The organism is Streptosporangium sp. NPDC006013, from assembly GCF_040614275.1.
Taxonomy (GTDB): domain Bacteria; phylum Actinomycetota; class Actinomycetes; order Streptosporangiales; family Streptosporangiaceae; genus Streptosporangium.
Map to the genome: position 1 here is coordinate 1 of NZ_JBEXUE010000108.1, position 24894 is coordinate 24894.

Consider the following 24894-nt stretch of genomic DNA (forward strand, 5'->3'; position numbering starts at 1 on the left):
GCGACGGTGACCTGGTCCCGGCCCGAGCGGCGTAACGCCATCGGACAGGAGGTCTGCGACGAACTGGTCCAGCATGTGCTGGACGATGACGGAGCCGAATTCCTGACCGATTGGGCCCGGGCGGCGGGCCGACGCCCTATCTGTGCTGCGACAGGACCATGCCGCGCCCAGCCGACGGCTTGACCCAAGCTCGCTATGCAATTCGAGATCGACGTGCGGGAAGCTGCTGATGTTGAATAACTCTGACGCGAGAAGTGTCCAGAACATTACACGAGCTATCGCGTCGTCGTTCTGAACGATAATCAGCAGACCGGTCAGCACTACTCACCTATGCGTAACCGGATTGGAGTATTCTGCGTATGAGGATAGTGCGTGTGAGCTATCGGGTGCTGTCCGAGCAGGGCGGCAAGGAACGACATGTTGACTGCCTCACCCGAGAACAGCTGAAACGCGGTCACGAAGTGGCGCTTGCGTTCCGGCGCGGGGACACCGTGCCAAAGGGGGCGACCGTGTTGCCGACCCGGCCAACCGTGCTGTCACGGGCGCTTGCGGCGAGGTCTGATGTCCTCGCGTTCGCAGCAGAGGTAGCGCAGGCACTAAGGAATGCCGGTCAAGCCGATCTCGTGCACCTTCACGGAGACCATGTCGAGGCGGCCATCCTGGGACCGGTCTGTCGGCGACGTGGTATTCCATTGGTGCTCACCGTGCACGGTGCCCTCGCGCGGCGCCACCGTCAGATAGCGCGGAGGGCGATGGGCAAGGTTGACGCGTTCATCGCTCTCGGGTCTCGGCCGATGCGTGACCTGGTCGCGTTGGGTGCTGATCCACACCGGATCCTGACCACGTCGAGCGGACTTGATCTTGCGATCCTGTCCCGTCTCGGATCCGCGGCCGCGCGTGACCCGGGCCTGATCGTCAGTGTCGGTTCTCTGGACCCGGTAAAGAACCATGAGCTCGTGATCGAGGCGGTGCGCCTTATCCGCCTCACCAGACCAGAGGTCCGCCTGGTCATAGCCGGCGATGGTCCGGAGAGAAGTCGGCTGTCTCGGCTCTTGGGAGCCGACGGCGCGATCGAGTTGGTCGGCCAACTACCCCGAGATGAGGTCTACGGACTCCTCCGGCGCGCGCAGGTCTTCGTTCTCGCTTCGCGTCGCCTTCCCGGCAAAGGTGAGGGAGTACCGACCGCTGCCCTGGAGGCGCTGGCTCTCGGTACTCCTGTGATCGTCTCGTCCGAGGCGTCACTCGACCCGGCCGTGCCGGACAGCGAAGCCTACTGCACGTTCGAGTCCGGCTCGCTGGACGACCTGGTCTCCGTTCTCGGTGCCGTGCTCGACGACGAGGAGAAGCGCGACCGAATGAGCGCGCGTGGAATGCAGGCGGCGGCGAACCTGAATTGGCCGACGGTCGCGAGCAGGGTCGAGGAGTGGTATCACGTTGCTCTGGACGCGATACAGCTGCGCAATAGAGGACGGTGAGTACACGTCATCACCGTGCACGCCCGAGACCACACCGGGAGCTTGGCGTACTACGTGACCGAGGTCTGCGGCGAAAGTGCTCATTGAGCCATTGTCAGTAACTGAAGATCACGTTGTGTGACGCTGACATGGTCCAGTTGTGTTCGTGGTTGAGCAGGACGAGCGCGGCCTGGACGATCTTCCCGATGCGCCAGGGGTCGAGGCTGACCCGGCGTAAGGCTTTGAAGGTGACGGTGAGCAGGGCGTTCGCCCGCTCGCCGACTCCTCGCAGGCCTCGGAGCGGGTGTGTCCAGTTAACGGCGTGCGCCGTGAGGCGCTGTGATTTGAGCGGAGGTGGGAGACCTTCGCCTTCGGCCTGTCGCAGCAGGCCGGTGAAGCTGAGGGCGTGCGAGGGTCTGTCAATCAAACGGCTCTGGCTCACTTTCGGTGGTGACCAAGCGTGATCGTGGGTGATAAAGACGTGCTTAAGACAAATTAGCTGGTCAGAAGGATGCCATAGCCCAGTCCGGTGAGTACGGTCAGGGGCGAGCGCACGGTCTCACAAACATCTGGTGAGGAAACCGCCCAGCTCCGCGACGTCAGCTTGATACACACGCTCCGTTACCACCGAAAGTGAGCCAGAGCCGTTTTTTCTACAGTCCCGGACTCGATCCAGGTCAGAGGAGTGCTCACTCGTCGGCGGCTACGGAACCGAGTCAGTCTGCCCCCGCGGGCGGAGTGACCTGGTAGCTCTCATTAGGTCGGAGAGCCGGGGCAGTAAATCTCGCACGCCGGTTCCGGCCGTTCGGGCGAACCACTGGACCTCAATCGCCGCTATAGCGATGTAGCTCGCGCTAGAGGCCAGTGCGGCCCCGGTGGCTCCCCACAGCGGTATCAGCACGGCGTTCAGCCCGAGGTTCGCCACGAGGGCACCGATGGCGATGGAGGCCATGGTCATGGGGCGGCGCAGCCGCACCAGGTACTGCTCGACCGGCCGGAGAAGCGACCACGCGATCATGCCGGGAGCGAGGGCGAGCAACGGTGCCACACTCCCTGCGAAGGGAGCGCCGTACAAGAGCGGAATCAACGTCGGTGACGTGATCGCCATCACACCGACGCAGGCCGATGAGAGCAGCAGGTTGAGCCGAATTGTGCGCACAGTGACGTCCTGGGCGGCCAACTCGTCCTCGACCGCTTGGCGAGGAAGCGTGACCTGCGCTATCGCGTCGGTCGGAACCCTCGCGAGGGAGAGGAACGCCATCGCGACGGTGTACAGGCCCACCTCGGCCGGTGAGACAAAGGCATTCAAGAGCAAGACGTCGACGGTCAGCAGTAGATGGAAGGCAACTAGCCCAATGTGGTAGCGACCAGACAGCGAGAGTTGCTCACGGGCGAGCGCCACCTCCCCCCGCATGGCGGGGAGACCGAGTGACCGGGTGAACAGCACGAAGGGAACGACCGTGGAAATCGCCCAGCAGGCGACCACCATCGTAAGAGTGAGATTTCCCGTGATCGCGAGCGCCAAGATCGGAATATACAGGACAAGCGCTGCCATAACGACCGCTCGGTTGATCAAGCCGATACGATCCTGAAGGAGCAGAATTCCCTTGAGATTGACCGACGCGACGCCGAACGGCACCGTGACAAGAGCTATGATCATCAGATAAGGCGCCGGGAGGGGAAGAAAGATAATCACGACCCCGAGGGTGACCAGAGTGGATACCAGACCGAGGACCAACCCGAGGATCAGGGCGTTGCCGGTAAGGGATCGATGCCGTTCGCAAGTCGGCCAGAACACTATCTGCGATTTCCCCACCGAAAGGTGGCCCAAGACGATCGCAATCCCGGCAGTGGTTGTGATCGTCGCGTAGATGCCCCGGCCTTCGGGCTGCAGGATGCGCGCCAGAAGAACGCCTGCCATCGCCGCCAGAGCCAGAGGTAGCGCCTGACTCGCCATCGTTTGGACGACCTTGGTGAGGTTTTTGTCACTCATGTCTGGAGCAGGGGGAACCAGATACCTAGGGTCACGTGTTCTCCTATTTCGCACATCGAGCCTTCATGAGTTGGTGGTACAGGTTAATGTGCTCCTCAGTTATGACATCCATGTCAAGGTTCTTTCGTGCCCAGACACGCGCCGCAGCCCCCAGCGAAACGGCGAGTTCAGGATCGTCGAGCAGACGGGCGATGCCCTCCGCCAGAGCTGCCGGGTCCGAGGGGGGCGCGAGGATTCCGCGGCCCTCAAGCAGTTCAGGTGTACCGCCTACCCTGGTGGCGACAATCGGCCGACCGGCGGCCATCGCCTCCATGACCGCGTTGCTCAGGCCCTCGGAGATTGAAGGGAGGACCACCACGTCAGCGCGGGCCAGGAATCCCTCGATATTTGTATGAAAACCTATAAAACGGACATCAACACCGAGCTCATTCACGTGTCTCTGGAGGCGCTTACGCTCGGCGCCGTCTCCAACGAGCACAAATGTGCATGGGTGACCATCCCGGGAAAGCAGCGCGGCGGCATCGATGAGGAACCGATGTCCCTTGTTTGTGCTGAGACGTGCCACGCACAGCACCATGGGGAGCGCGGTGTCGATGTTCTCCGGCTTGGCCGGCTCGAACGCCGAAGCCGGAAGACCGTTGTAGATCACGCTCACCTTGTGGCTTGGCACACGTTCGACCTTGCAAGTGCCTTCTGCGACGGCCACCGCATTGGCGATGACGTGATCAGTGATTCCCGTCACAGCCTTTTCGAGAGCGGTGTACCACCGGGGTCTCGGCTTGAGGTAGCCCTGGGTGCGTCGTCCCGCGACCACGACCGGAACTCGCGCCAGTCGTGCGGCGATGGATCCCAGAACATAACTCTCGTAGAGGAATCCGTGAAGGACGTCGGGTCTGAGTTGTTTGAGTAGCTTGACGAGATGAGCGAAGGCCCGCAGGTTTCCGACCAGGGCCGCTGAGCCTGATGGCCGGCGGGAAAAGCCGAGATGATGCACTTCGACTCCGGCATCACGGAGAGATGCTTCGTGAGGACCACCTTTCGACAGGACGAAAACGTGCGCTTCGATGCCCCTGCCGCACAGCTCTCGTGCGAGTAGAGACAGCTGTTTCTCCGCACCTCCCAACCCTAGGTGCCCGGTGACAAGTACAACACGCTGAACGTTGACTTCGTCTCTTGCCGTCATGACAGGACCTTCGTTTAGAACAGCATTACTATGCATTTCACTCGCAAGAGTGCCGTTGACATCACACCCTGCGAGAACTGTGAGCCGGGGTCGAATTCACTTCCGTGATTCAGAAACAGAGGACGCCGTTGCGTCTGCGAATGCAGCCACGGACTGTTCTCCTTCTCGCAGCGTCTTGGTCCATGCGATCGCGGCCAGCAGGCTCGTAACCATCACGATCGGCATTCGCTGGCGAAAAATCAGGCCGATATTTGAAACGGTCGTCGCGTAGGCAATCGTACCTGGAACGACGAACAGCAGGATGATCAGCATCATTCTGCGGTCGTAACACCACAGCCGACGAATCCCATACGCCGCACAGTAGAGAAGATAATACCAGAGCAATGTATCTATTTTGCCGAGCTGCAATGCCAGGCTGCCATTCATCCAAGGGAACGGAGACAGGATTGTGTAGATAATTTTCGGTCCAAGCGCGTTCCACGCGTTACCACCGTCTTCGAACATCACACCCGAACCGCCCTCCGCGTTGGCGAGTCGGACATGCGACGACTGACCACGCTCCAATTGCTCCTGCAGGGCCATGACAGGAGCAATTTCATCAACGCTTTGAAAAAAGATCAGAACAGGTATCAACAGCGTGGCGAAGACGATAATGGTGCGCGCAGAGAGGGCGCGTTTGATTCGCGCGACACCAAAAAGCAAAGGCAGAGCGCACATGAACACCATATATGGACGCACATGCCAGAGCGTCCACAGCAACGGGCCGAGAAAGAACAGTTTGCGCATGTCGAAACGCTGCATATTCGAAGCGGCGAGACCGAGGCACGCCAGAACGAGGAACGCGTTGAAGCCGTCTTTGAACGTGTCGGACGTGTGCAGCATGAATCCCGGAACGAAAGCTGTTATAACAAGCAACCGAAATGCCGCACGCTCATCAGCGCCAACGAGTCGCGCAAATTTATACATGACAATGCACAGCCCGCAGGCAATGAGCGCCACAATGGCCGTGCACGCTAATGGGGCCCGCTCGCCGCATAGGTAAATAATAGCCGCAAAGACATGACACGGAACTGAAACAGAATAGATAGATTCAATCTGCTCGGAACTAACGAATTGAATCCCTTCGCGTCTCCAGTACTCAGCGATCTCCATGGCTCTGACTTCATAGTAGAGATTATCTCCGCCATATTCGATGATGCTGGATCGCATCACCAGAACATGGATTGCCAGCCGAACAACGAAAGCAGCCATCAGCACGGGAAACACCCTGCCGGCCAATCGTGTATCGAAGCTCGCACGGACTATGAAAATTAGCATCACTGCAATGGCAGCGACGATGACGTACTCCATGGTAAATCACCTAATAATCGTCGGATCGCTACTCGTGAACCCAGTCAGAGACGTTCGACTCGGGGCCGGAGCAGCGATTCGGGCGTCGAAGGCGCCGCCGCTCTCCCAAGCCACGAACGGGTAGTTGAAGAAATCGCGGCCCGTCAATACGACTGGCGCGGCGACCTCCGCCCACTCGCACCTGCCAATTTCACCAGCCGGACATTCGTCATGCCCTGACTGTGACAACAACTTTCCCTGTCATTACGGTAGATGATAATGACCGTGGAATACCACGGGCCCGAATGCGCGGTGGACCCTTTCTTAAATCCACGCAAAGAAATGCTGACCCATCCGGCGCCGACGGCTGTCGCCCCCACTGATGTGCACTTCGGACAGAAATGCAAAATCCTGATATTTCCCTGTCTCGGACGCATGAACCGATGATTATGAGCAGACTTCGTCGTATAACTTGTCGAACCATTCCGCTGTCCGGCTGATGTCCACGAGCTCCGCGCTGTTTCGTGTGCCTTCGCGAAGACGCGCATGGACTTCTGGGTGCATCGCCCGCAGGATGCCCTCAGCAAGGGCGTCTGGATCCCCGGGCCTGGTGAGAAGGCCGTTTCGCCCGTGCTCTATCAGGTCGGGCACTCCACCGACGGCGGTGGACACCACGGGCACCTCTGCGGCGAGAGCCTCCATGACGACGACCGGGAGCCCCTCGTAGAAGGAACTGAGTACGAGAAGATCGGCGGCAGCGATCAGACGGCCGGCCTCTGCCACATGTCCTACGAGTCGCACACCGTTCAATCCCAGGTCGGCGACGCGACGGGCCATCGGCTCATAAAGAGGGCCGGATCCGGCGAGCAGAAACAGGGCACGTGGCTCCCGGGCGACCACTTTCGCCGCGGCCTCGATGAGTAGCTCATGGTTCTTCTGCGTGCGGAAGTTGGCCACGTGCACGACGAGGAAGGCGACATCGGGAACCCCCCACTCCCGCCTGGTCCGTTCCGACTGCAGCGCCCAGCGACGCTGTTCCGCGACGCGGACTCCGTGCACGCGGGTGGACAGGCCACGGGCATGGCTGCTCGTGGGCGCGTCGGCGACCTGCGAGGAAACAGCCACAGTCCGGGTGTCCAGCCACGCGGTCGCCCGGTCGAGCAACATCGTCAGGGCGCGGTAGCGCACGTTGTGGACAGTCGAGACCAGGACTGGACGAGACTTCCACAGCCGGGACACCGGCCGGAGCAGCGATGCCGGCAGAGGAGAGTGGATGTTGAGAACATCGGGTTCCAGCTGCCTGATCTCCCGTACGAGGCGAACAGGGCGGAGCGGGCGCGGGCAAGGGGTGAGATCGACGACGCGGATGCCCGCTGACTGTAGCCGCCCGATCAGCTCCGCAGTAGATGCCCTCAGGCATACAACGGTGTAGCGCTTGTCCGAAGGAGGCGCCGCGAGTAGCCGCTCGACGAGCAGGACCTCGGCACCACCCACATCGAGCGTTTTGATCACCTCGCAGACATGCACTCCGCTCATGACGTCGTCTCCGAAAGGCGGGATTTTCCGCTGCTCTTCAATGTCTCGAACAACCTTTCCATATAGCTGCAACAGAAGTCAGCCAAAAGATTCTTTTCCAAGCTCCGCGCCATGCTCATGGTCGCAGTGAAACAACAGCGCACTGCGACATGTACCGTTCGCATTTCTCAGCGGGCGTCGAGTAATCTCTGGTGTGATCACGAACTAGAGCCGTCCGAAATCGAGTAAACGGCGTAATCATCGGAACGGAACCGGAGTCTCGCGAAGTCCTCAATCCTCGAGATGGAATTCAGACGACTCTCGTCGACGAAGAGCCAGCGCACTCCGAAACGTTCTCTCAGACGCTGGATCGCAGCCTGCGAGGGAGATTGAAAGGCCACGTCGTTTGACCGGATTCGCTCGGCATCCCAGAACGGAATGTTCTGAAACGACTGACCCAGGCGCCAGCGGCTCAGATTCATTGTCGTGTACGACCACCCCTCGACCAGCACGCGCCGTTCGGTCAGTGCGGCCACCCAGAAATGGCGGCTGTCGCACGGACTCTCATGCCCCCAGCGGCAATGTGCGTTCGTGGCGACCGTGTCGTCTGGATCGGAGTGGGTGCGCAACCATCGCGCTGCGGTGAGGGCGCCTCGCGGGATCTCACTGACCGGAACCCAACGACTCCCCTGCCGGTCGACGTTCTCCACATCGTTACCAACGAGCGAAAGGGCACGTGTGCCCCAGGCCGCGGGAAGGCCTACAGCCGCGATCATGAAGATCATGAAGGCCCAGAGGTGAATCCCGCGCCGCCCCTTGAGGAACAGGGCGACCGCGACCAGGGCGGTGACGGCCAGCAGCACTATGTACGGCCGATACAGGACGGTGTCCACCTGGCCTGGATCCAACGGGACCTTGACGCCACAGAGGATACGGATCAAAGAGGCGGCCAACACCCCTGCAGCAACCGCGACAGTTATCTGCCTGGGTGATACCCGTGCTCGCCGCCTGATGACAATGAGCCCGTAGGCGGTGACAGCCATCACATAGGGATAGGCTCCTCCAAGAAAGTAGATCTGGCTCATAGAGCAATGCCCGAATAGAAGCAACACGCCGATACTCGCAGCGCCCATGCCAAGCATGAGGGCCACTCCGGGTTTCATGAGCAACCGCGGCCGGCTCAGTAGCCCAAGAATTCCACACCATGTAATGACCCAGCACAGTACGTACAGGAGTACGGTACCAAGCACCGCAGTCGACGCCGGCTCGGCCGTTTCCTCTAGACCGGTTAGCTCTCTCCAGGTGACGCGCATGAGGGCGAAAGGATCGACCACCATTCCTTGCTGCGCTCGGCCGAACAGCACGAAATGAGCAAAAAGGAGACATGCCACGGTCATTCCTAGTGCGGCGAGCGTAGGCCAAGGCGGCCGGCGTCGCCTGATCGTCTCGACCACGCCCACCGTCACCAACCCCACGGCGAGCAGGGGGAGGTATATGGCCTTGGCCCCCATGACCACCACGAGAAAAATGCCTAGCAGAAGCCACTTACCAGCACTTCGCCGCCGACGTCCAAGAAGGTCGAGCAGAAGAAGGACGATCGGGGCGAATATGAGGGCCCCGAATGTCTGGGATGGGCTTGTCCATGACTGAACTTTCCACGTGAACACCCCAACGCTCGGGCCCAGATACAGGCTCGGAGCCACGATGAAGAACGTTCCCCCAACAGTCAGCAGGGCTCCCGCCCACGAACCTGTGACACGCCTGCCGATCATCCCCAGGACGACGGCGAGTCCGGCCAGCATGGGCAACATGGCCAGCCGGAACAGCAGCACCAGCGGCTCAACTCCGGTCACCCAGCTTGCCGCCGCGAAGTGGGCGTAGACAAACCAGTGATACAGGAGGGGTTCACCGACGACCATAGGGTCCGTGGGCGGCATATGGTGCCTCACCTCTCCGATGAGGGCCAGGTGGAACGGCATATCGGTGTTAGATCCACCGATTTCCGGCCAGGTGAGGGCATACCTAAAGAAGGTGAGGGCACTCCAGACGATCAAAGACGCAACGATCAGCGCGAGAGACCATGACCACCAGATCGGCGCACGCGTATGAGACGCACTCGCCCAATGTTTCCGCAGTCGAGGAACCACGAGGAAGGTCACATACGTGATGATCGGCCATGCCAGGACGAACAGTGGCGCCCCAAGAGCCCGGGCGATGATATAGGTGATCACTTCTATGGCGTAGCCGAGCGCCAATCCGAGTGCGATCTCCTCCGCCAGCGTGCGGTCACCGCTGTACAGCGCCCGGATCAGTAGCAGGCCTGGAAACGCCAGGCATAGAACGACATAGACACCGAAGAATGCCATATCCGACACGGATACGCCGTAAAAACTCAGCACGGCCATCGCGAAAGCGGCCACCAACGCAGTCGGCAGCAACGCCGAAAAACGCTTCAGCGTTCGATGTCGAGCGGAATGTCTTCCTTCGAGTGGAAGTCCAGTCGTTTGAACGTCTTTTATCGGTTCGACTGGGCTCGACACAGAACCCTGGGGCGACGAGGCGTTGACCATGTGGACAAGCCTCGCGACGCGAGCGCCTCAAGGGGGTCTAAAACACCCGCGCTCAGCAATGTCCTTGCCACTCCTTTATGTGAGTCTTCACGTTGGACCGGAGCCAGCCCCTCTTAAAGAATCAAGACAGTTGAGCTGGGCCAGCCCTGTGCCGGCGCGCTTGAGCATGGTTTTCCCGGCGAGCTCATCAATTCAGGTCGGCCCTGCCAGGTCCACCGACACAGGTACTACATCCGTAGATCTTGAGGGAGCGGATCTCCTCGTCGGTGGTAGTGGCTGATCAGGGCGCGGGTTTGATGGGCCTGCCGGAAGAAGGACCAGGCCAGGACTGATGGCATTGGCCGCGGGGATGAGGATCCGGGCCAGGACGCGGCGGATCTCGGCGAGGGAGGGCCGGATCAGCCGGACCGGGGTCAGCTCGGGCGCTCCGGGAGACGATGGTCTTTTCCCTGGTTCGGCCCGGCGCTGATGACGGGAGGTGCCTGTTCGAGGCGGGGCCGGTCATCGAGGTGAGCGTGGCTGACGGCGAGGAAGGCCAGGGCGAGCATGACGGTGGTGACGTGCCGGTGCCAGCCGTCCCATTTACGGACCTGGTATCGGCATCACCTGGTAGTTCTCGATCTGGCCGGTCAGTCCGCAGTATTGGCGGGCCACCCCGACCGACTTGTCGCCCTTCTTGATCGCCTGGGTGTCGTCGGCGATCAGTACCCCATCGGGGAGGCCCAGGTGCTCGATCACGTATGCCCGAACCGCATCACGCAGCGCGTCGGCATCCCAGGGTGCCCTCGACAGCAGCCACTCGATCCGGTTGGCCGTCTGGTGCCCGAGGTGGTCGGCCGGCTGCCAGGAGTTCTTGCGCGGCACATCGGCCAGCAGGCCTCGCACCAGGTCCGCGAACGTCGCCTTAGGTTCGGGCCGCTTGAACAACGGATCGGCGATCCGCGCAGTCAGCGCCGCGAGTTCGGCATCCCAGGACACGACGAGATCGTAGGTGAGACATAAGGTCACTCGCAGACCATTGCCCATCAACCCACAGTCACGCCGACAAATCAGTTAACGATCTACAAATGTAGTACAGGGGTACAAGCGGACCATCATAATATTAAACACAGAATTATATCCTATTTTTGCTACTTCTAAATATTTTGCCAGGAATGATTGCGAGCGAACCGGCTAGATCATGTACCGGTAGGGAATATGGAAACTCTTTGCCGCCACTGTGACGGCATCAGTGGGACAGATCGATCCCTGAGCTAGTTTCTCCGACGTGAACAGGCCATCACCGAGGAGCCCGCATGAAACCGGACGGTCGAATTCGTGTCATGGAGATCATCGCCCGGATGAACGTGGGGGGCCCCGCTACCCAGGTATCGGGGCTGTCCGAAGGGCTGGAACTGAAGGAGTTCGACCACCGCCTCTACACGGGCCATGTCGACGCCGATGAGGGCGACCACCTCAACCTGAAGGGCCCGGGGGCGCGCGTTCACCTGATTCCGAGTCTCGGCAGGTCGATCAAACCCTCCGACGACTACCTCGCCCTCATCCGGTTGACAAGGGCCATGCGCGATTTCCGGCCGCATGTCGTCCACACCAGAACCGCGAAGGCGGGTGTCCTCGGGCGCTTGGCGGCCTGCCTGTCCGGTGTCGGTGCGGCCCGGATCCATGTGTTCCACGGGCATCTCCTCAACGGCTACTTCACGCGGCCGAAGCGTGCCCTCTACGTGCGGTCGGAGCGGATCCTCGCCTCCATGACCGACCGGCTGGTGACCGTCGGCTCCCGCGTCCGCGACGAGCTGCTCGAAGCCCGGATCGGGCGTCCGGAGCAGTACGTGGTGATCGCCCCTGGCGTACGGCTCGGCCCGGTCCCCGACCGCGGGGCCGCCCGTGTCGCCCTGGGCCTGCCCCTCGACGCGCCCGTCGTGGCATACGTGGGCCGGCTCACCCGGGTGAAGCGGCCCGACCGGTTCGTCGCCACGGCCCGCTCCGTGCTCCGGCAGATGCCGGACTGCCGCTTCGTCGTCTGCGGCGGCGGCGAGCTGCGCGAGCAGGTCGAGCGGGACATCGAGCCGATCCGGCACGCCTTTCACCTGCTCGGCTGGAGAAAGGATGTGGAGACGGTGTACTCCGCCGCCGACGTGGTCCTGCTGACCTCCGACAACGAGGGCACGCCCCTCACCCTCGTCGAGGCCGGGATGGCCGGAACCCCGGCCGTCTCCACGCGGGTCGGAAGCGTCGCCGAGATCGTCCAGGACGGGCGCACCGGCCTGCTGGCCGGTGCCGACGCCGAGGAGCTGGCGCGATACACCGTGAAGCTGCTCTCCGATCCCGTGCTCGCGTGCCGGATGGGCGAGGCGGCCCGCCAATGGACCGGTGCCTCCTTCAACGTGGAGCGCCTCGTCGCAGACACCGAAGCCCTTTATCGATCGCTGGGCGCGGAACGCCGCAATCGCCTTGTCACAACAGGAATCATGGGGGGAATGAACAAGTGAGAGTCTTGGTGACCGGCGGAGCTGGGTTCATCGGTGCGAATCTGTGCCGTGCGCTCGCGGCTCGGCCCGAAGTCGAGAACATCAGGGTGCTGGACGACCTGAGCAGCGGAGATCTCACCAACCTCGATGGTGTCGAGGTTGACTTCGTGATGGGCAGCATCCTGGACCGGGATCTCCTGGCCGGCCTCGTCGCGGACGTCGCCACCGTCGTCCACCTCGCCGCCCGCCCGTCGGTGCCCCGCTCGCTCCTCGACCCGCTGGCCTCGCACTCCGTCAACGCTACGGGCACCCTCCACGTGCTCGAGGCGTGCCGCGCGAACAGGCCGCACGTGATCCTCGCCTCCTCCTCGTCGGTGTACGGCGACCGTCCGGAACCGCGCAAGCACGAGGACCTGCCGACCCGGCCGCTCAGCCCGTACGGGGCCAGCAAGCTCGCCACGGAGTCCTACGCCCTGGCCTACGCGCACAGTTTCGGGCTGCCGGTGCTGCCGTTCCGCTTCTTCAACGTCTACGGCCCGCTGCAGACCGCCGGCCACGCCTACGCTGCCGTGATCCCGGCGTTCGTCTCGGCGGCGCTGCGGGGCGAGCCGGTGCCGCTGCACGGCGACGGTCTGCAGACACGGGACTTCACCTACGTGGAGTCGGTGACGCGGGTCATCGCCGACGCGGCCGTCCGCCGGGTGACGAGCATGAAGCCGGTGAACCTGGCGTTCGGGGCCACGGCCTCCCTCCGGCACCTGATAGACGTCCTCGCCGAGGTCCTCGGCCGCCCGGTCGAGTCGGCTCACCTGCCGCCGAGGGCGGGCGACATCCGGCAGTCACAGGCCTCTCCCCACCTTCTGCTCGAACTGTTCCCCGATGTGTGTCCCGTCCCGCTTGAGGACGGGCTCCGCGCAACGGTGGGCTGGTTCGAGACAACCCAGGTTCCGGGCATCGAGTCGACGCTCGGCACGTACGCGTGAACCACCGCCTCCTCCCGCCAACAGAGATCTCTCCAAACACGTGACGAGGAGAACCCGTGAGCACGGCACCAAGAACCAACTATCTGATAACGGGCGGCAGCGGATTCATCGGATCGCATCTGGCCGACGCACTGCTCGCCCGCGGTGATTCCGTCGTCGTCCTGGACAACCTCTCGACGGGCCGTCTGGAGAACCTACGGCCCCACCCGGACCTGCGTTTCGTACACGGTTCGGTCCTGGACGAACTCATGGTCGACGAGCTGGTCCACCGGTGCGACGTCGTCGTCCACATGGCGGCCGCGGTCGGCGTCAAGCTGATCGTCGAGCAACCGCTGCGGTCGCTGACGACCAACATCCGGGGCTCGGAGATCGTCATCGAGGCCGCGCACCGGTACCGGAAGAAGATCCTGATCACCAGTACGAGCGAGATCTACGGCAAGAACTCCTCCGACGCGCTACGCGAGGACGCCGACCGCATTCTCGGCAGCCCCGCGGTGGTCCGCTGGGCCTACAGCACCGCCAAGGCCGTCGACGAGATCCTCGCCAACGCCTATCACAGGGAGCGTGACCTACCGACGATCATCGTCCGGTTGTTCAACACCGTGGGCCCCCGGCAGAGCCCGACCTACGGCATGGTGATCCCGAGCCTCGTCCGGCAGGCCCTGTCGGCCACACCGCTGACGGTCTTCGGCGACGGGACCCAGACTCGCTGCTTCGCGCACGTCGCGGACGTGGTCGACGCGCTGCTCCGGCTACTCGACGAGGACGCGGCCGTCGGTGAGACGTTCAACATCGGCTCCGCCGAAGAGGTCAGCATCATGGAGCTGGCGAAAGTCATCATCGAGCTCACCGGATCCACCTCCGGGGTCGACCTCATCCCCTACTCCGAGGCCTACGAGCGGGGATTCGAGGACATGACCCGCAGGGTTCCGGACACCGCGAAGCTCCACGCGCTCACCGGCTGGGTTCCGCAGCGCTCTCTCGACAACATCCTCACCGAGATCATCGGAGAGTTCTCCGGCGATCCGGTGGTGCTCCCCCGGTGAGCGGGACGATCGCCCTCACCGCGGGCACCGCCTGCATCCTCACCGTGACAGTCGCCGTACCACTGAGGCGCCTGGCGCTGCGCTGGGATCTCGTCGACCGTCCCAGCGGGCACAGGGCCCACACCCGCCCGACCCCTTACCTCGGCGGTATCGCGATCGCGGTGGGCACGGCCGTACCCACCGCGATCGCACTCGGCTTCGCCGACCTGCAGATCACCGCGATCCTGCTGGCCGCCACCGCGGTGTGCGTCCTCGGACTGATCGACGACATCGCACCCCTACCCGCGGCCACCAGGTTGGCCGTGGAGACCGTGGTGGCGATCGGGGTGGTGCTCTCCGGCGTCCAGGCACCTCTGACCGGTACCTGGCTGGACGGCGCCCTCACCGTGGTGTGGGTCGTCGTGATGACGAACTCCTTCAACCTGCTGGACAACATGGACGGCGCGCTGGGAACCGTCGCCGCCGTGACCGCCGGTCTCCTCGCGGCCACGGCCCTGGTTCAGGGCCATATCGCGCTCGCGGTGCTGCTGGCCGCGCTCACCTGCGCGTCTCTGGGCTTCCTGCCGCACAACTGGGCACCCGCGAGAATGTTCATGGGCGACTCCGGATCGCTGTTCCTCGGATTCACGCTGGCCTGCTCGGCGACCGTCCTGGTCACGGGACGGCCGCCGGACGAGACGATCGCCGGATTGCTCCTGCCGACCTTCGTCGCGACCGTCGACACCTGCGTGGTCTTCCTCTCCCGCATACTGACGAACCGCTCACCGTTGCAGGGCGGCACCGACCACGTGTCGCACCGGCTACGCCGCACGGGTCTGGGAACCCGTACGGTCGCCACCACACTGGGCACGATCACGACGATCACCGGTGCCCTCTGCCTGGCGATGGTCCTGGACTGGCTGTCACCGCTCATCGCGTTGGTCGTCGCGAGTGTGATCGCCGTCGTTCTCATCGGTCTGCTGCGCGGTGTGAGCGTCGACTCGCCGGTCCAGCGTCCCAAGACCCCTCAGAAAATCCGTGAAAGGCGGCGTTGACCCCGTGGATCTGCTCTACTACGTACGGCTAACGCGTAGGAACTGGCTGCTCATCCTCCTCTCGGTGACCCTGGCGGTGGGCGCGGCGCTCGCCGTCACGGCGAACACACCGCCGAAATACGTCGCGACGATCTCCATGCTGGTGTCGGGCTACGACAGGGAGGGCAGCCTCTCCACCGCCTACCAGGCAGGCATGCTGTCGGCCCAGCGGGTACAGTCCTATGCCAACCTGCTGTCCAGCCGCCGGGTGGTCGGCCAGATCGTCAAGGACGAGGACATCGGGCACCTCCAGGAGAACATCACCGCCGCGGCCGTTCCCGGCACTGTGTTTCTGCGTGCCACGGTCACCGACACCGACCCCGAACGGGCCGCCCGGCTGGCCAATGACCTGGGGGCCCGGTTCACCGAGCTGATCGATCAGATCGAGAGGCCCGCCCCTCGCAGCCTCCCCACCGTCAAGATCACGATAGTGGACAAGGCCGACGTCCCGCTGGAGCCCGTCAGCCCCAAGCCGCTGACCAACCTGGTGGTCGCCGTGCTGGCCGCACTGCTCTCCGCCATGGCCGTGATCATCCTCCGCGACCGTCTGGACACGACCATCAAGTCCTCCCAGGCACTCCAGGAGGCGTCGGGGAGCTCGACCCTCGGGGTCATCGGCTACGAGCGGGACGCGCGGCACTACCCCCTGATCCTGCGCAACCACGGCCGGTCGTCCAGATCCGAGGCGTTCCGCGCGCTCCGGACCAACCTGCAGTTCATCGGCGTCGACCGGCAGCCGAAGTCGCTCGTGGTCACCAGCTGCCTGCCGGGCGAGGGGAAGTCCTCGACCTCCGCCAACCTGGCGATCACGCTGGCCCAGGCCGGCTGGCGGGTCGTCCTGGTGGACGGCGACCTGCGCCGTCCCAGCATTCCCCGCTACCTCGGCATCGAGGGGACGACCGGCCTGACGGACGTGCTGATCGACAGGGCACGCCTGGACGAGGTCATCCAGGTCTGGGGCGAGACCGGTCTGTCCGTCCTGCCGAGCGGCCAGATCCCACCCAACCCGAGCGAGCTGCTCGGCTCGGGCGGGATGCGTGAGGTGCTCGCCCAGCTCACTGCGGCGTACGACATGGTGATCATCGACGCGCCACCGCTGCTGCCCATTACCGACGCGGCGGCGATCGCCGCGCTCTGCGACGGCGCGTTGCTCGTCGCCCGGTACGGCAAGACCCGCCAGGAACAGATGGCCCGCGCCTCGGAACTGCTGTCGTCGATCAACGCCCGCGTGGTAGGGACCGTCCTGAACTTCGTCCCAGCCCGTAGCGGCACGTACTACGGCTACAACTACGGGTACGGCTACGAGGCTGAGGCCAAGAAACCGGCCAAGAACCCGGTCAGTGTGTGAGCAACCGGAGTGGGACGGCGAGCGCTCTCGCGATGCGCCGTCCCACCATCTGATAGACCAGCCGGGATCGCCCGTACGGGTCGGCGATGTCGAACCGGTCGACCCGGACCAGCCCGCGCAGCGCCCGCGTCTCGTCGACCAGTGCGCGGGCCCGCCGTGCGGGCTCCCGGTGCCGGACGATCTCCTCGGGCGACACGGCCCGCGCCAGCGTGCCGAACTCGGTGATGGTGAAGGTCCGGGTGGCCGCCGCGAGGTGCATGGCCACCGATTCCGCGCGGTGCGTGCAGGTGGCCGTCAGTACGAGGTCCGCGGCGGCCACCAGCTCGGGGCTGAGCGGGCGGGAGCCGAAGCCGGCCGGATCGCCGCCGAACCGTACCAGGACCCGCCGGGCATGCTCGGTCATCTCCCGCCCCGGTTCGGCGTGGGTGCCCGCGCTGATCACCTGGACCGCAGGGCACGGCCCGATGGCGGAGCGGGTCAGCCGCTCGGCCATCGGGGAGCGGCAGACGTTGCCGGTGCACACGAAGAGGATGCGGAAGCGGGCACCGTCCCGCGGCACCCGCGCCTCCCCTGTCTCCCGCCAGCAGCGCTGCCCGCAGCTCTCGTGCCCGGCCGGGACGCCTTCGCTACCGCCCGGTGCTCCGGCGCCTTCCACAGTCACGGGATGCTGTGCGATCCCATCGGTTCCCGGTGAAGCCCTCATGGCGCGAGGGTAGATCGCCCGCGGTACGCCACCGCCCGTGGCACGCGCCTCTTTGCTCTTTTCTGCCGATACGGAGCGCCGACACCGCGCGAGGACAGGTGCCGGGCGGGTCCACCCGCCGTCCCACCGGGGAGTTCGGCGTCAGAAGGCGCAACCCCGCGGGTCCTGGGTGACGCGAGTCCGCTGAGGACGGACCAGCGGCTGCACCGGGACCAGTGGCGGATCGTCGGAGGCGAGTTCGGTGAAGTCGAACTCCAGCCTCCTGGACTGCCCCGGGGCGAACTCCAGCAGGGCCGAGTAGACGGGGTGGGAGCGTTCGGTCTCCCTGATCACCTTCACCTGGTCACCGTCGAGGCGGACCGCGGTCATCCTCGCGCTGAGTCCGCCGTACAGCGACACCCACAGCAGGTTGGAACCGGGAGTGTGGCCGCTTCGCGGGGAGTCGAGCCGGCCGGTGACGTAGGAGGGCAGCGTCCCTCCCGGAACGTCGTTGGTGAGCCGGATCCGCACCGTCGAGGAGCGCAGCCCGCCCCGGCAGGGGCCCAGCTCGTAGTCGAGGGAGCGCTCCAGGTAGTAGTCGAGCTTGCCTCCGGCGGAGTTGTTGACCACCAGTCCCGCGAACGGGCCCGGGCTCGACGGCAGCACACCGCCGACCGGGGTACGCGCCAGCCGCCGCTGCTCGGCCTCGTGGCGGCTCCAGATCTGGATCCGCCGCTCGCTCACCATGCCGGACAGCGCGGGCAGCAGCCTGGTGGGGTCGACGAGGGACGTGGGCAGCGCCTCGCTGACGGCACCGGCGATCTCGATGAGGAACCGCTTGCGTGCCGCAGGGTCGGGGTAGCGGGCGTAGGCCTCCCGCTCGGTGAGGTCGACGACGTTCTCGGCGGTGACCTCGCTCCCGCCGGGGAGAGAGACCGGCCCGATCACCCTCAGCAGGTGGGCGAGGCCCACCGGGTCGGTGGCGATGGCGCCGTCCAGCCGCCCGCCGGCCTGTCGCTCCCACAGCCCCGTCCAGGTGGCCGCGGCATACGGGAAGTGCGGGGAGAGGTTGGAGACGGAGAGCATCCTGGTCGCGCTCGTTCCGTAGCGCCCGAGGAAGTCCTGGCCGTGGTCGGCGACGGGGACCGGACTCGCGGCCAGGCCGTTGTTGGCGGAGAGGCGCTCGACGGAGACCCTGCCGCGGTCGGCTCGCAGGATGCCGAAGGCCCCGACCAGCCCCCCGGTGCCTCGCGCCTCGGCGTTGGTCTGGAACGCCAGGAAGTAGCGGCGGGGACCGTCGCGGCCGAGCATCGGGGGTAGCAGGGCGGCCGCGTCCGCCGCGTCACGGAGCAGGCCACGCAGCCGGCCGATCTCGCCCAGCGCCGTGTCACGCGCCTCGTCCAGCCTGCCCAGGCCGGTGCTGTCCGGGGCGGCCGCCAGGTGGGCGAGCACCCGCCCGAGACGGGTGACGCCGTCGTCCAGGGCCGGCGTCGCGGCGTCGAGCGCGACCAGTTGATGCCGCAGGTCGCCCGGGGAGCGCGTCCTGATCGTCAGGAGCGGGTCGGCTGCCTCCCGCACGCCGGCGAGCACATCGGTCAGCTCGGCGGTGGCCCCGGCGAGACCGCGCACGGTGGTCGCGGCGTTCCCCACGATCGGGGTGTGCGCGATCACCCACCAGTCCGGGCCCTCGGTGAGCCGCCGGGCCTCGACCGCGTGCCGCCGGGCCTCGGCCAGCGCCTCGGTCAGCGGGCGCGGATCGCCCGCGCCCACCACCGCGCGCAACTGGACCAGCGCGCCCCTGGCCGCCTCCAGGTGATCGCGCACGCGCATGCCGAGGTGGACCGACCAGCCCCCCGCCAGCCCCAGGGCTGCGGGGACCAGCAGGCCCACCACGACTATCCGGCGTCGTCGCCTACTCGGCACTGGCAGATCGACGGCGCCGTACCGAGATCAGCGTGCCGGTCGCTCCCATGGCCAGCAGGCCACCGCCGAGCGCGGCCATCGACCCCATGGGTGCTCCCGTGAACGGCAACTGCTTCCCCGCTACCGCGCGCGGCCTGCAGCTTCTCCCGCTTCTCCCACAGCCGCCACCGCGGCAGTTCCCCCCGCAGTTACGGCAGCCCTCCGCACAGTTACGATGGTGATGCCTCCTGCGGTTTTCCAGGCGGATGTGGTTTCCCTGCTTCTGGTTCTGGTCGATCGTGTTGACCTGGTCCTGGGCGATCGCGTTGACCTGCTCCGCGGGACGCGGTGGGTACGGCACCGGCTGGACCGCCGGCGCGGACAGACCGGTCACGGTGGTCAAAGTCGCGGCGGAGGCCGCAGTCGATATTCCGAAGGCCAGTACGGCCCCGGCGGCCACCGCCAAGGCGGTGGGTCCCAAACACTTTCCAGCCATTTCAAGCTCCCCGGTGGCGGCATTTCAAGCTGCGGAAACGACACCCGGAATGCGGGCGACATGTCCCTGGAACCCGTTATATGCAACCTCGCCGGGAACGGGCTCGCCGCCTCGTGACACTTACCGAAAGATCGCCAACTGTTCTCCGCCCTTTGACGATCACGGGTCGACACGACCACCGGCCGGAAGCCCCGGGGCGTTCGCCCGCCCCTCCCCCAGCGTGTCGTCCCTAGACTGCGGGTATGCCAACCGCATTGATCACCGGGGCGACGGCCGGCATCGGCGCCGCCTTCGCCCGCCGTCTGGCCGCCGACGGATTCTCACTCGTCCTGGTCGCCCGCGACGAGAAACGCCTCACCTCGGTCGCCGAGGAGCTACGCCTGCGCTACGGGGTGAGCAGCGAGGTGCTCACCGCCGACCTGGCGACCGAGGAGGGTCTGGAGGCGGTGGAACGACGGCTCCGCGAGGGGGTCGACCTGCTGGTCAACAACGCGGGCTTCGGCCATCGGGGCCACTTTCTCGACGTCCCCGTGGAGGAGGAGGTGCGGATGCTCAAGCTGCACTGCGAGGCGGTGCTGCGGCTGACGCTGGCCGCGCTGCCGGGCATGAGGGAGCGGGACCGAGGCGCGGTGATCAATGTGGCGTCGGTGGCGGCGTTCTTGCCCGGGGGCTCCTACAGCGCCTCCAAGGCGTGGGTGGTCAACTTCAGCGAGTCCATGGCCGTGGAGCTGACCGGCAGCCGCGTGCGGGTGATGGCCCTGTGCCCGGGTTTCGTGCACACCGAGTTCCACGAGCGCGCCTCGATAGACAAGTCGGGCATCCCCGGCTTCCTGTGGCTGTCGGCGGACAACGTCGCCCGCGAGGCCATGCGCGATCTGGCCCGCGGTGTGCTGGTGAGCGTCCCCGACCTTCGCTACAAGGCCATCGTCGGGGTCAGCAGGTTGCTTCCGGCCAACGTGATCGCCCTGGTCTCCCGCCGGTTCGGCCGCCGCTGACCTGACACCACTGACATGACCACACCGGCCTGACGACACCGGCCTGACGACACCGGCCTGACACTGCCGACAGAAAGGGCCCGCGCCACGGGAGGGGGTCGTGGCGCGGGCCCTTTCCGGCCTGCGAGGGTGGTCGAGGACGGCCCCTGAGGCCCGCCGGGCCGATCAGACGCGGGCGTTGGCCTCGTGGCCGATCGCCAGACCCGAGACCGGGTCGAAGAAGTGCAGGTTGTGCGTGTCGACGACCAGCTCGACGCTCTGACCGGGGCGGACGTGGCTGCGGGAGTTGACCCGGGCGGTCCACAGCGACTTGTCGCCCACCAGCGGCAGCGTCGCCTCCTCGTCGCCGTCGGCGTCGGCGGCGGCCACGGTGTCCTGGTGCTGGACGGGCGGGGCGTCGATCAGGAAGAGCACGTTGATCTCGGAGCCCAGCTCCTCGGTGACCTCGGCGCGGACCTGCAGGCGGGTCCAGCCGCCCGAGGCGCCGTTGGCGGCGACCGAGTCCTCGAAGTCGGAGGGGCGGATGCCCAGGATGATCTTCTTGCCGAAGTACTGGTCGAGGCCGCGCTTCTCGGTGAAGGTCTCGTTCGGCACCGGCAGGTTGAAGCCCGCGAAGGCGACGGCCGCGCCGCCGTCGCCGCGCACCAGCTCGGCGTTGACGAAGTTCATCGACGGGGAGCCCATGAAGCCGGCGACGAACAGGTTGACCGGCTTGTCGAAGAGGTTCTGCGGGGTGTCGACCTGCTGGAGCAGGCCGTCGCGGAGCACGCAGACGCGGTCGCCGAGGGTCATGGCCTCGACCTGGTCGTGGGTGACGTAGACGGTCGTCACGCCCAGGCGCTCGTGCAGGGTGTTGAGGGAGGCCCGCATGGAGACGCGGAGCTTGGCGTCCAGGTTGGAGAGCGGCTCGTCCATGAGGAAGGCCTGCGGCTCACGCACGATGGCGCGGCCCATGGCGACACGCTGGCGCTGGCCACCGGAGAGGGCGGCGGGCTTGCGCTTGAGGTACTGGTCGAGGCCGAGCATCTTGGCGGCCTCGTTGACGCGCTTGGCGATCTCCGCCTTGGGCATCTTGCGGAGCTTCAGACCGAAGGCGAGGTTCTCCTCGACGGTCATGTGCGGGTAGAGCGCGTAGTTCTGGAAGACCATGGCGATGTCGCGGTCCTTCGGAGGCAGGTGGTTGACCACCCGGTCGCCGATGGCGATCTCGCCTCCGCTGATGTCCTCGAGCCCGGCGATCATGCGCAGGGCGGTGGACTTGCCGCAGCCGGACGGCCCGACCAGCACCATGAACTCCCCGTCCTTGATCTCAAGGTCGAGGCCGTTCACGGCTTTGACGCCGCCCGCGTAGATCTTGTCGACTTTGCTGAGAACGATGGATGCCATGGAAGTCCTTAGCGCCTCGGGCAACCCCGTGTTCACCCGATATTGGATACGTTTTCATGCATCTCACCGGAAACGGATATCCCTGTCAAGAGGATGACCGGTTCTGGCCTGTCAACAGGGCAGCCGTTATCGCTTCGCGCTGGATCGAACACGGAAAGCATGATGGAATCGTTTCCATGAACATGCGTCGTACGACGATCAAGGATGTCGCCGAGGCGGCCGGGGTGGGGGTCGCCACGGTGTCCCGGGTTCTGTCCGGCGGATCGGCGAGTCCCGAGACCAGGGAACGGGTGCTGAACGTCGCGGCCCAGCTCGACTACCGGCCCAGCGCGCTCGGGCGCAACCTGCGCCAGCGGCGCTCGGGCGGGATCGGGCTGCTGCTGCCCGACATCACCGACACCTTCTACGGCCGCCTGGCCGACGGCGTGCTCACCTGCGCGCGCTCGGCGGGAGAGCCGGTGATCCTGGGCGCCACCGGCGACGATCCCGAGCGTGAGGCCGAGCTGATCGGCACGCTGCTCGAACAGGGCGTGGACCGGGTGATCGCGGTCCCCTCCGGTGACGGCGACGGCTGGGCGCCGACCCTGCGGGCCGGGCTGACCACCGTGTTCGCGCACCGGCTCTCCCCCGGGCACGACGACATCCCCGCGGTGCTGGCCGACGACCGCGCGGGGATCAGGACCGCGGTCGACTACCTGAAGGGGCTGGGGCACCGCCGTATCGCCTACCTGGGCGGCCCCGGGCAGGAACAGCGCCTGTCCTTCTTCCGGCAGGCGCTCGGACCCCTTGTCGACGAGGAGTTGGTCGTCGTCGCCCGTGGCAGCCGCGACTCCGCGTACGCCGCCGCGGCCGGGCTCTTCCAGCACCGGCCCGACCTGACCGCGGTGCTGGCGGGGGGAAACCTGCTGGGCGAGGCGGCGGTGCTGGCGGCCAGGGAGCTGGACCTGCGCATCCCCAGGGACCTGTCTCTGATCATGTTCGACGACGTGCCCTGGGCGGAGCTGTGCTCACCGCCGCTGACGGTGATCGCCCAGCCGGCCCAGGACATCGGCTACCGCGCCGCCGAACTGGTGCTGCGCGGCGGTACCAGGCGGCCGCGCGGGGTGCTGCTGCCCACCGAGCTGATCGTCAGGGGCAGCTGCGCGGCTAGAGGGACCTCTCGATCGCCTCGATGACCGCGGGGTCGTCGGGCAGGACGCGCGGCCGGAACCTGGCGAGCACCTCCCCGTCCTTCGAGACGAGGAACTTCTCGAAGTTCCACTCGACGTCGCCGGCCTTGCCCTCGCCGTCGGAGGTCTGGGTGAGCAGGTCGTAGAGCGGGTGCCGGCCCTCGCCGTTGACCTCGCTCTTGGCGAGGAGCGGGAAGTCGACGCCGTAGGTGGTGGAGCAGAACTCCTGGATCTCCTCCGCGGTGCCCGGCTCCTGTCCGTAGAACTGGTTACAGGGCACTCCCACGACCGTGAAGCCCCGGTCGCCGTAGGTCCGCTGGAGGTCGACGAGAGCGGCGTACTGGGGGGTCAGGCCACATTTGGAGGCGACGTTGACGACGAGGACCGCCCGCTCTCCGGCCAGCTCGGCCAGGGTGGTGGGCACGTCGGAAAGAGTGTGGATGGCGGTATCACGGATTCCCATGCTCCGCACCCTAATCCCCCTGTCACATTTGAGAGTTATGTCGTCCATAAAGTGAAATGTGACAGAGGCCACAGGTGAGACGACGCCCCCCTCACCAAGGCTTTGATCGTTTTCTTACCGATCTTTGACATGGCTCCTGACAGGCACTGTCGACTGGCCCGGCCGCGGATCGCCGGGCATCGTGGCGGCCGTCCCTCAACCCCAAGGCACAAGGGAGTCCCATGTCGACGCTACGCCGTACCGGTGTGCTGATGATCGCCTCGGCGCTCACCCTCGGCACCACCACCACGGTCGCCCAGGCGTCCTCGGCGAGAACGGGCAACCAGGCCGTCGCCAGGCCGATGGTGGCCGCGCACGGCTGGAGCAGAGCCCAGTTCAACTGCCTCAGCAGGCTCTGGACCAGGGAGAGCAACTGGAACCACCGCGCCCGCAACCGCTACTCGGGGGCTTACGGAATCCCGCAGGCACTGCCCGCGGGCAAGATGGCCAGCGCCGGCCGCGACTGGCGCACCAACCCCAGGACACAGATCAGATGGGGACTCGGATACATCAAGCAACGCTACGGATCACCGTGCCGGGCGTGGGCGCACTTCGGCTCGCGGGGCTGGTACTGATCTACTGATCCCGAAGTGGTGATCTGAAACCCCATGACGGGGTGATTTTCACACCGTCTCCACGCATGGGCGATTCGCCGGTCGTAACCGGACCCTCGCCGAATCTCCCGTAGATCAAGAAGATCGGGCAAACACCTTCCCTTCGCGTGTCCCATCCGCCGTCCGACACTCTCTCGCGTACTAGAAAGCCGCCTAGAGAGACCGCCGCGGCGTCTCATGCCGGAA

General features: G+C 65.4%; 21 protein-coding genes. 9 read left to right on the plus strand and 12 right to left on the minus strand.

All coding sequences use genetic code 11. From position 1 onward, the window contains the following. A partial coding sequence (locus ABZ260_RS18575; RefSeq protein ID WP_355618803.1) for a hypothetical protein occupies positions 1-321 on the minus strand: 321 nt, incomplete at its 3' end. A 53-nt stretch (positions 322-374) separates the two neighbouring features. Between ABZ260_RS18575 and ABZ260_RS18580 the strand changes: the two genes are divergently transcribed. Next, the gene (locus tag ABZ260_RS18580) at positions 375-1475 is read left to right on the plus strand and encodes a glycosyltransferase family 4 protein (RefSeq protein WP_355618806.1); all 1101 of its coding nucleotides are present in this window, start codon (positions 375-377) and stop codon (positions 1473-1475) included. Between the two features lie 94 nt (positions 1476-1569). Here the strand turns inward: ABZ260_RS18580 and ABZ260_RS18585 are convergent, their stop codons facing one another. From ABZ260_RS18585 to ABZ260_RS18615, 7 genes are all read right to left on the minus strand, one after another. Then, the gene (locus tag ABZ260_RS18585) at positions 1570-1881 is read right to left on the minus strand and encodes a hypothetical protein (RefSeq protein ID WP_355618858.1); all 312 of its coding nucleotides are present in this window, start codon (positions 1879-1881) and stop codon (positions 1570-1572) included. A 276-nt stretch (positions 1882-2157) separates the two neighbouring features. Next, positions 2158-3447 (minus strand): polysaccharide biosynthesis C-terminal domain-containing protein, encoded by a 1290-nt coding sequence (locus ABZ260_RS18590; protein WP_355618809.1) that lies wholly within the window; start codon positions 3445-3447, stop codon positions 2158-2160. Between the two features lie 43 nt (positions 3448-3490). Further along, on the minus strand, positions 3491-4630 hold the full coding sequence (locus ABZ260_RS18595) for a glycosyltransferase (protein WP_355618812.1): 1140 nt from the start codon (positions 4628-4630) through the stop codon (positions 3491-3493). Between the two features lie 96 nt (positions 4631-4726). Next, entirely contained in the window at positions 4727-5980 is a 1254-nt protein-coding gene (locus ABZ260_RS18600; RefSeq protein WP_355618814.1) for a hypothetical protein, read from the minus strand. Positions 5981-6406: 426 nt separating this feature from the next. After that, positions 6407-7567, minus strand: coding sequence for a glycosyltransferase (locus ABZ260_RS18605; RefSeq protein ID WP_355618817.1), 1161 nt, complete (start codon positions 7565-7567; stop codon positions 6407-6409). 125 nt (positions 7568-7692) lie between these two features. Beyond that, a complete protein-coding gene (locus ABZ260_RS18610; protein WP_355618820.1) occupies positions 7693-9894 on the minus strand; it encodes a hypothetical protein in 2202 nt (733 codons plus the stop codon). A 732-nt stretch (positions 9895-10626) separates the two neighbouring features. Then, positions 10627-11022 (minus strand): transposase, encoded by a 396-nt coding sequence (locus ABZ260_RS18615; protein WP_355618823.1) that lies wholly within the window; start codon positions 11020-11022, stop codon positions 10627-10629. A gap of 317 nt (positions 11023-11339) precedes the next feature. Here ABZ260_RS18615 and ABZ260_RS18620 point away from each other — a divergent pair, with 317 nt between their 5' ends. The 5 genes from ABZ260_RS18620 to ABZ260_RS18640 are packed head-to-tail and all read left to right on the plus strand — an operon-like array spanning position 11340 to position 16962. After that, the gene (locus ABZ260_RS18620) at positions 11340-12533 is read left to right on the plus strand and encodes a glycosyltransferase (RefSeq protein ID WP_355618826.1); all 1194 of its coding nucleotides are present in this window, start codon (positions 11340-11342) and stop codon (positions 12531-12533) included. Beyond that, the gene (locus ABZ260_RS18625; protein ID WP_355618829.1) at positions 12530-13495 is read left to right on the plus strand and encodes an NAD-dependent epimerase/dehydratase family protein; all 966 of its coding nucleotides are present in this window, start codon (positions 12530-12532) and stop codon (positions 13493-13495) included. Before ABZ260_RS18620 ends, ABZ260_RS18625 begins: the two co-directional genes overlap by 4 nt. Positions 13496-13551: 56 nt before the next feature. Next, the gene (locus ABZ260_RS18630) at positions 13552-14541 is read left to right on the plus strand and encodes a GDP-mannose 4,6-dehydratase (protein ID WP_355618832.1); all 990 of its coding nucleotides are present in this window, start codon (positions 13552-13554) and stop codon (positions 14539-14541) included. Beyond that, positions 14538-15575, plus strand: a complete 1038-nt coding sequence (locus ABZ260_RS18635) for an MraY family glycosyltransferase (RefSeq protein WP_355618835.1) — start codon at positions 14538-14540, stop codon at positions 15573-15575. The genes ABZ260_RS18630 and ABZ260_RS18635 overlap by 4 nt, the downstream gene beginning before the upstream one ends. A gap of 4 nt (positions 15576-15579) precedes the next feature. Further along, a complete protein-coding gene (locus ABZ260_RS18640) occupies positions 15580-16962 on the plus strand; it encodes a polysaccharide biosynthesis tyrosine autokinase (protein WP_355618838.1) in 1383 nt (460 codons plus the stop codon). Here ABZ260_RS18640 and ABZ260_RS18645 read toward each other — a convergent pair. Both ABZ260_RS18645 and ABZ260_RS18650 read right to left on the minus strand, forming a co-directional pair. After that, the gene (locus ABZ260_RS18645) at positions 16952-17623 is read right to left on the minus strand and encodes a hypothetical protein (RefSeq protein WP_355618841.1); all 672 of its coding nucleotides are present in this window, start codon (positions 17621-17623) and stop codon (positions 16952-16954) included. The two genes, ABZ260_RS18640 and ABZ260_RS18645, sit on opposite strands and share 11 nt — an antisense overlap. Before the next feature lie 183 nt (positions 17624-17806). Next, positions 17807-19534 (minus strand): DUF4012 domain-containing protein, encoded by a 1728-nt coding sequence (locus ABZ260_RS18650; protein WP_355618844.1) that lies wholly within the window; start codon positions 19532-19534, stop codon positions 17807-17809. A 750-nt stretch (positions 19535-20284) separates the two neighbouring features. Between ABZ260_RS18650 and ABZ260_RS18655 the strand changes: the two genes are divergently transcribed. Further along, a complete protein-coding gene (locus ABZ260_RS18655) occupies positions 20285-21037 on the plus strand; it encodes an SDR family oxidoreductase (RefSeq protein ID WP_355618847.1) in 753 nt (250 codons plus the stop codon). A gap of 165 nt (positions 21038-21202) precedes the next feature. Here ABZ260_RS18655 and ugpC read toward each other — a convergent pair whose 3' ends face one another. Then, a complete protein-coding gene (ugpC, locus tag ABZ260_RS18660) occupies positions 21203-22423 on the minus strand; it encodes a sn-glycerol-3-phosphate ABC transporter ATP-binding protein UgpC (RefSeq protein ID WP_350952714.1) in 1221 nt (406 codons plus the stop codon). Positions 22424-22599: 176 nt separating this feature from the next. Between ugpC and ABZ260_RS18665 the strand changes: the two genes are divergently transcribed. Continuing rightward, positions 22600-23598: a LacI family DNA-binding transcriptional regulator gene (locus ABZ260_RS18665; protein ID WP_350916211.1), complete on the plus strand. Its 999-nt coding sequence runs from the start codon at positions 22600-22602 to the stop codon at positions 23596-23598. On the opposite strand, the gene ABZ260_RS18670 is transcribed toward ABZ260_RS18665, so the two are convergent. Further along, a complete protein-coding gene (locus ABZ260_RS18670) occupies positions 23570-24055 on the minus strand; it encodes a glutathione peroxidase (RefSeq protein ID WP_355618852.1) in 486 nt (161 codons plus the stop codon). The genes ABZ260_RS18665 and ABZ260_RS18670 overlap by 29 nt on opposite strands. Positions 24056-24276: 221 nt before the next feature. On the opposite strand from ABZ260_RS18670, the gene ABZ260_RS18675 reads away from it, so the two are divergent. Beyond that, positions 24277-24669 (plus strand): transglycosylase SLT domain-containing protein, encoded by a 393-nt coding sequence (locus ABZ260_RS18675; protein WP_355618855.1) that lies wholly within the window; start codon positions 24277-24279, stop codon positions 24667-24669. The last annotated feature ends 225 nt before the right edge of the window (positions 24670-24894 follow it).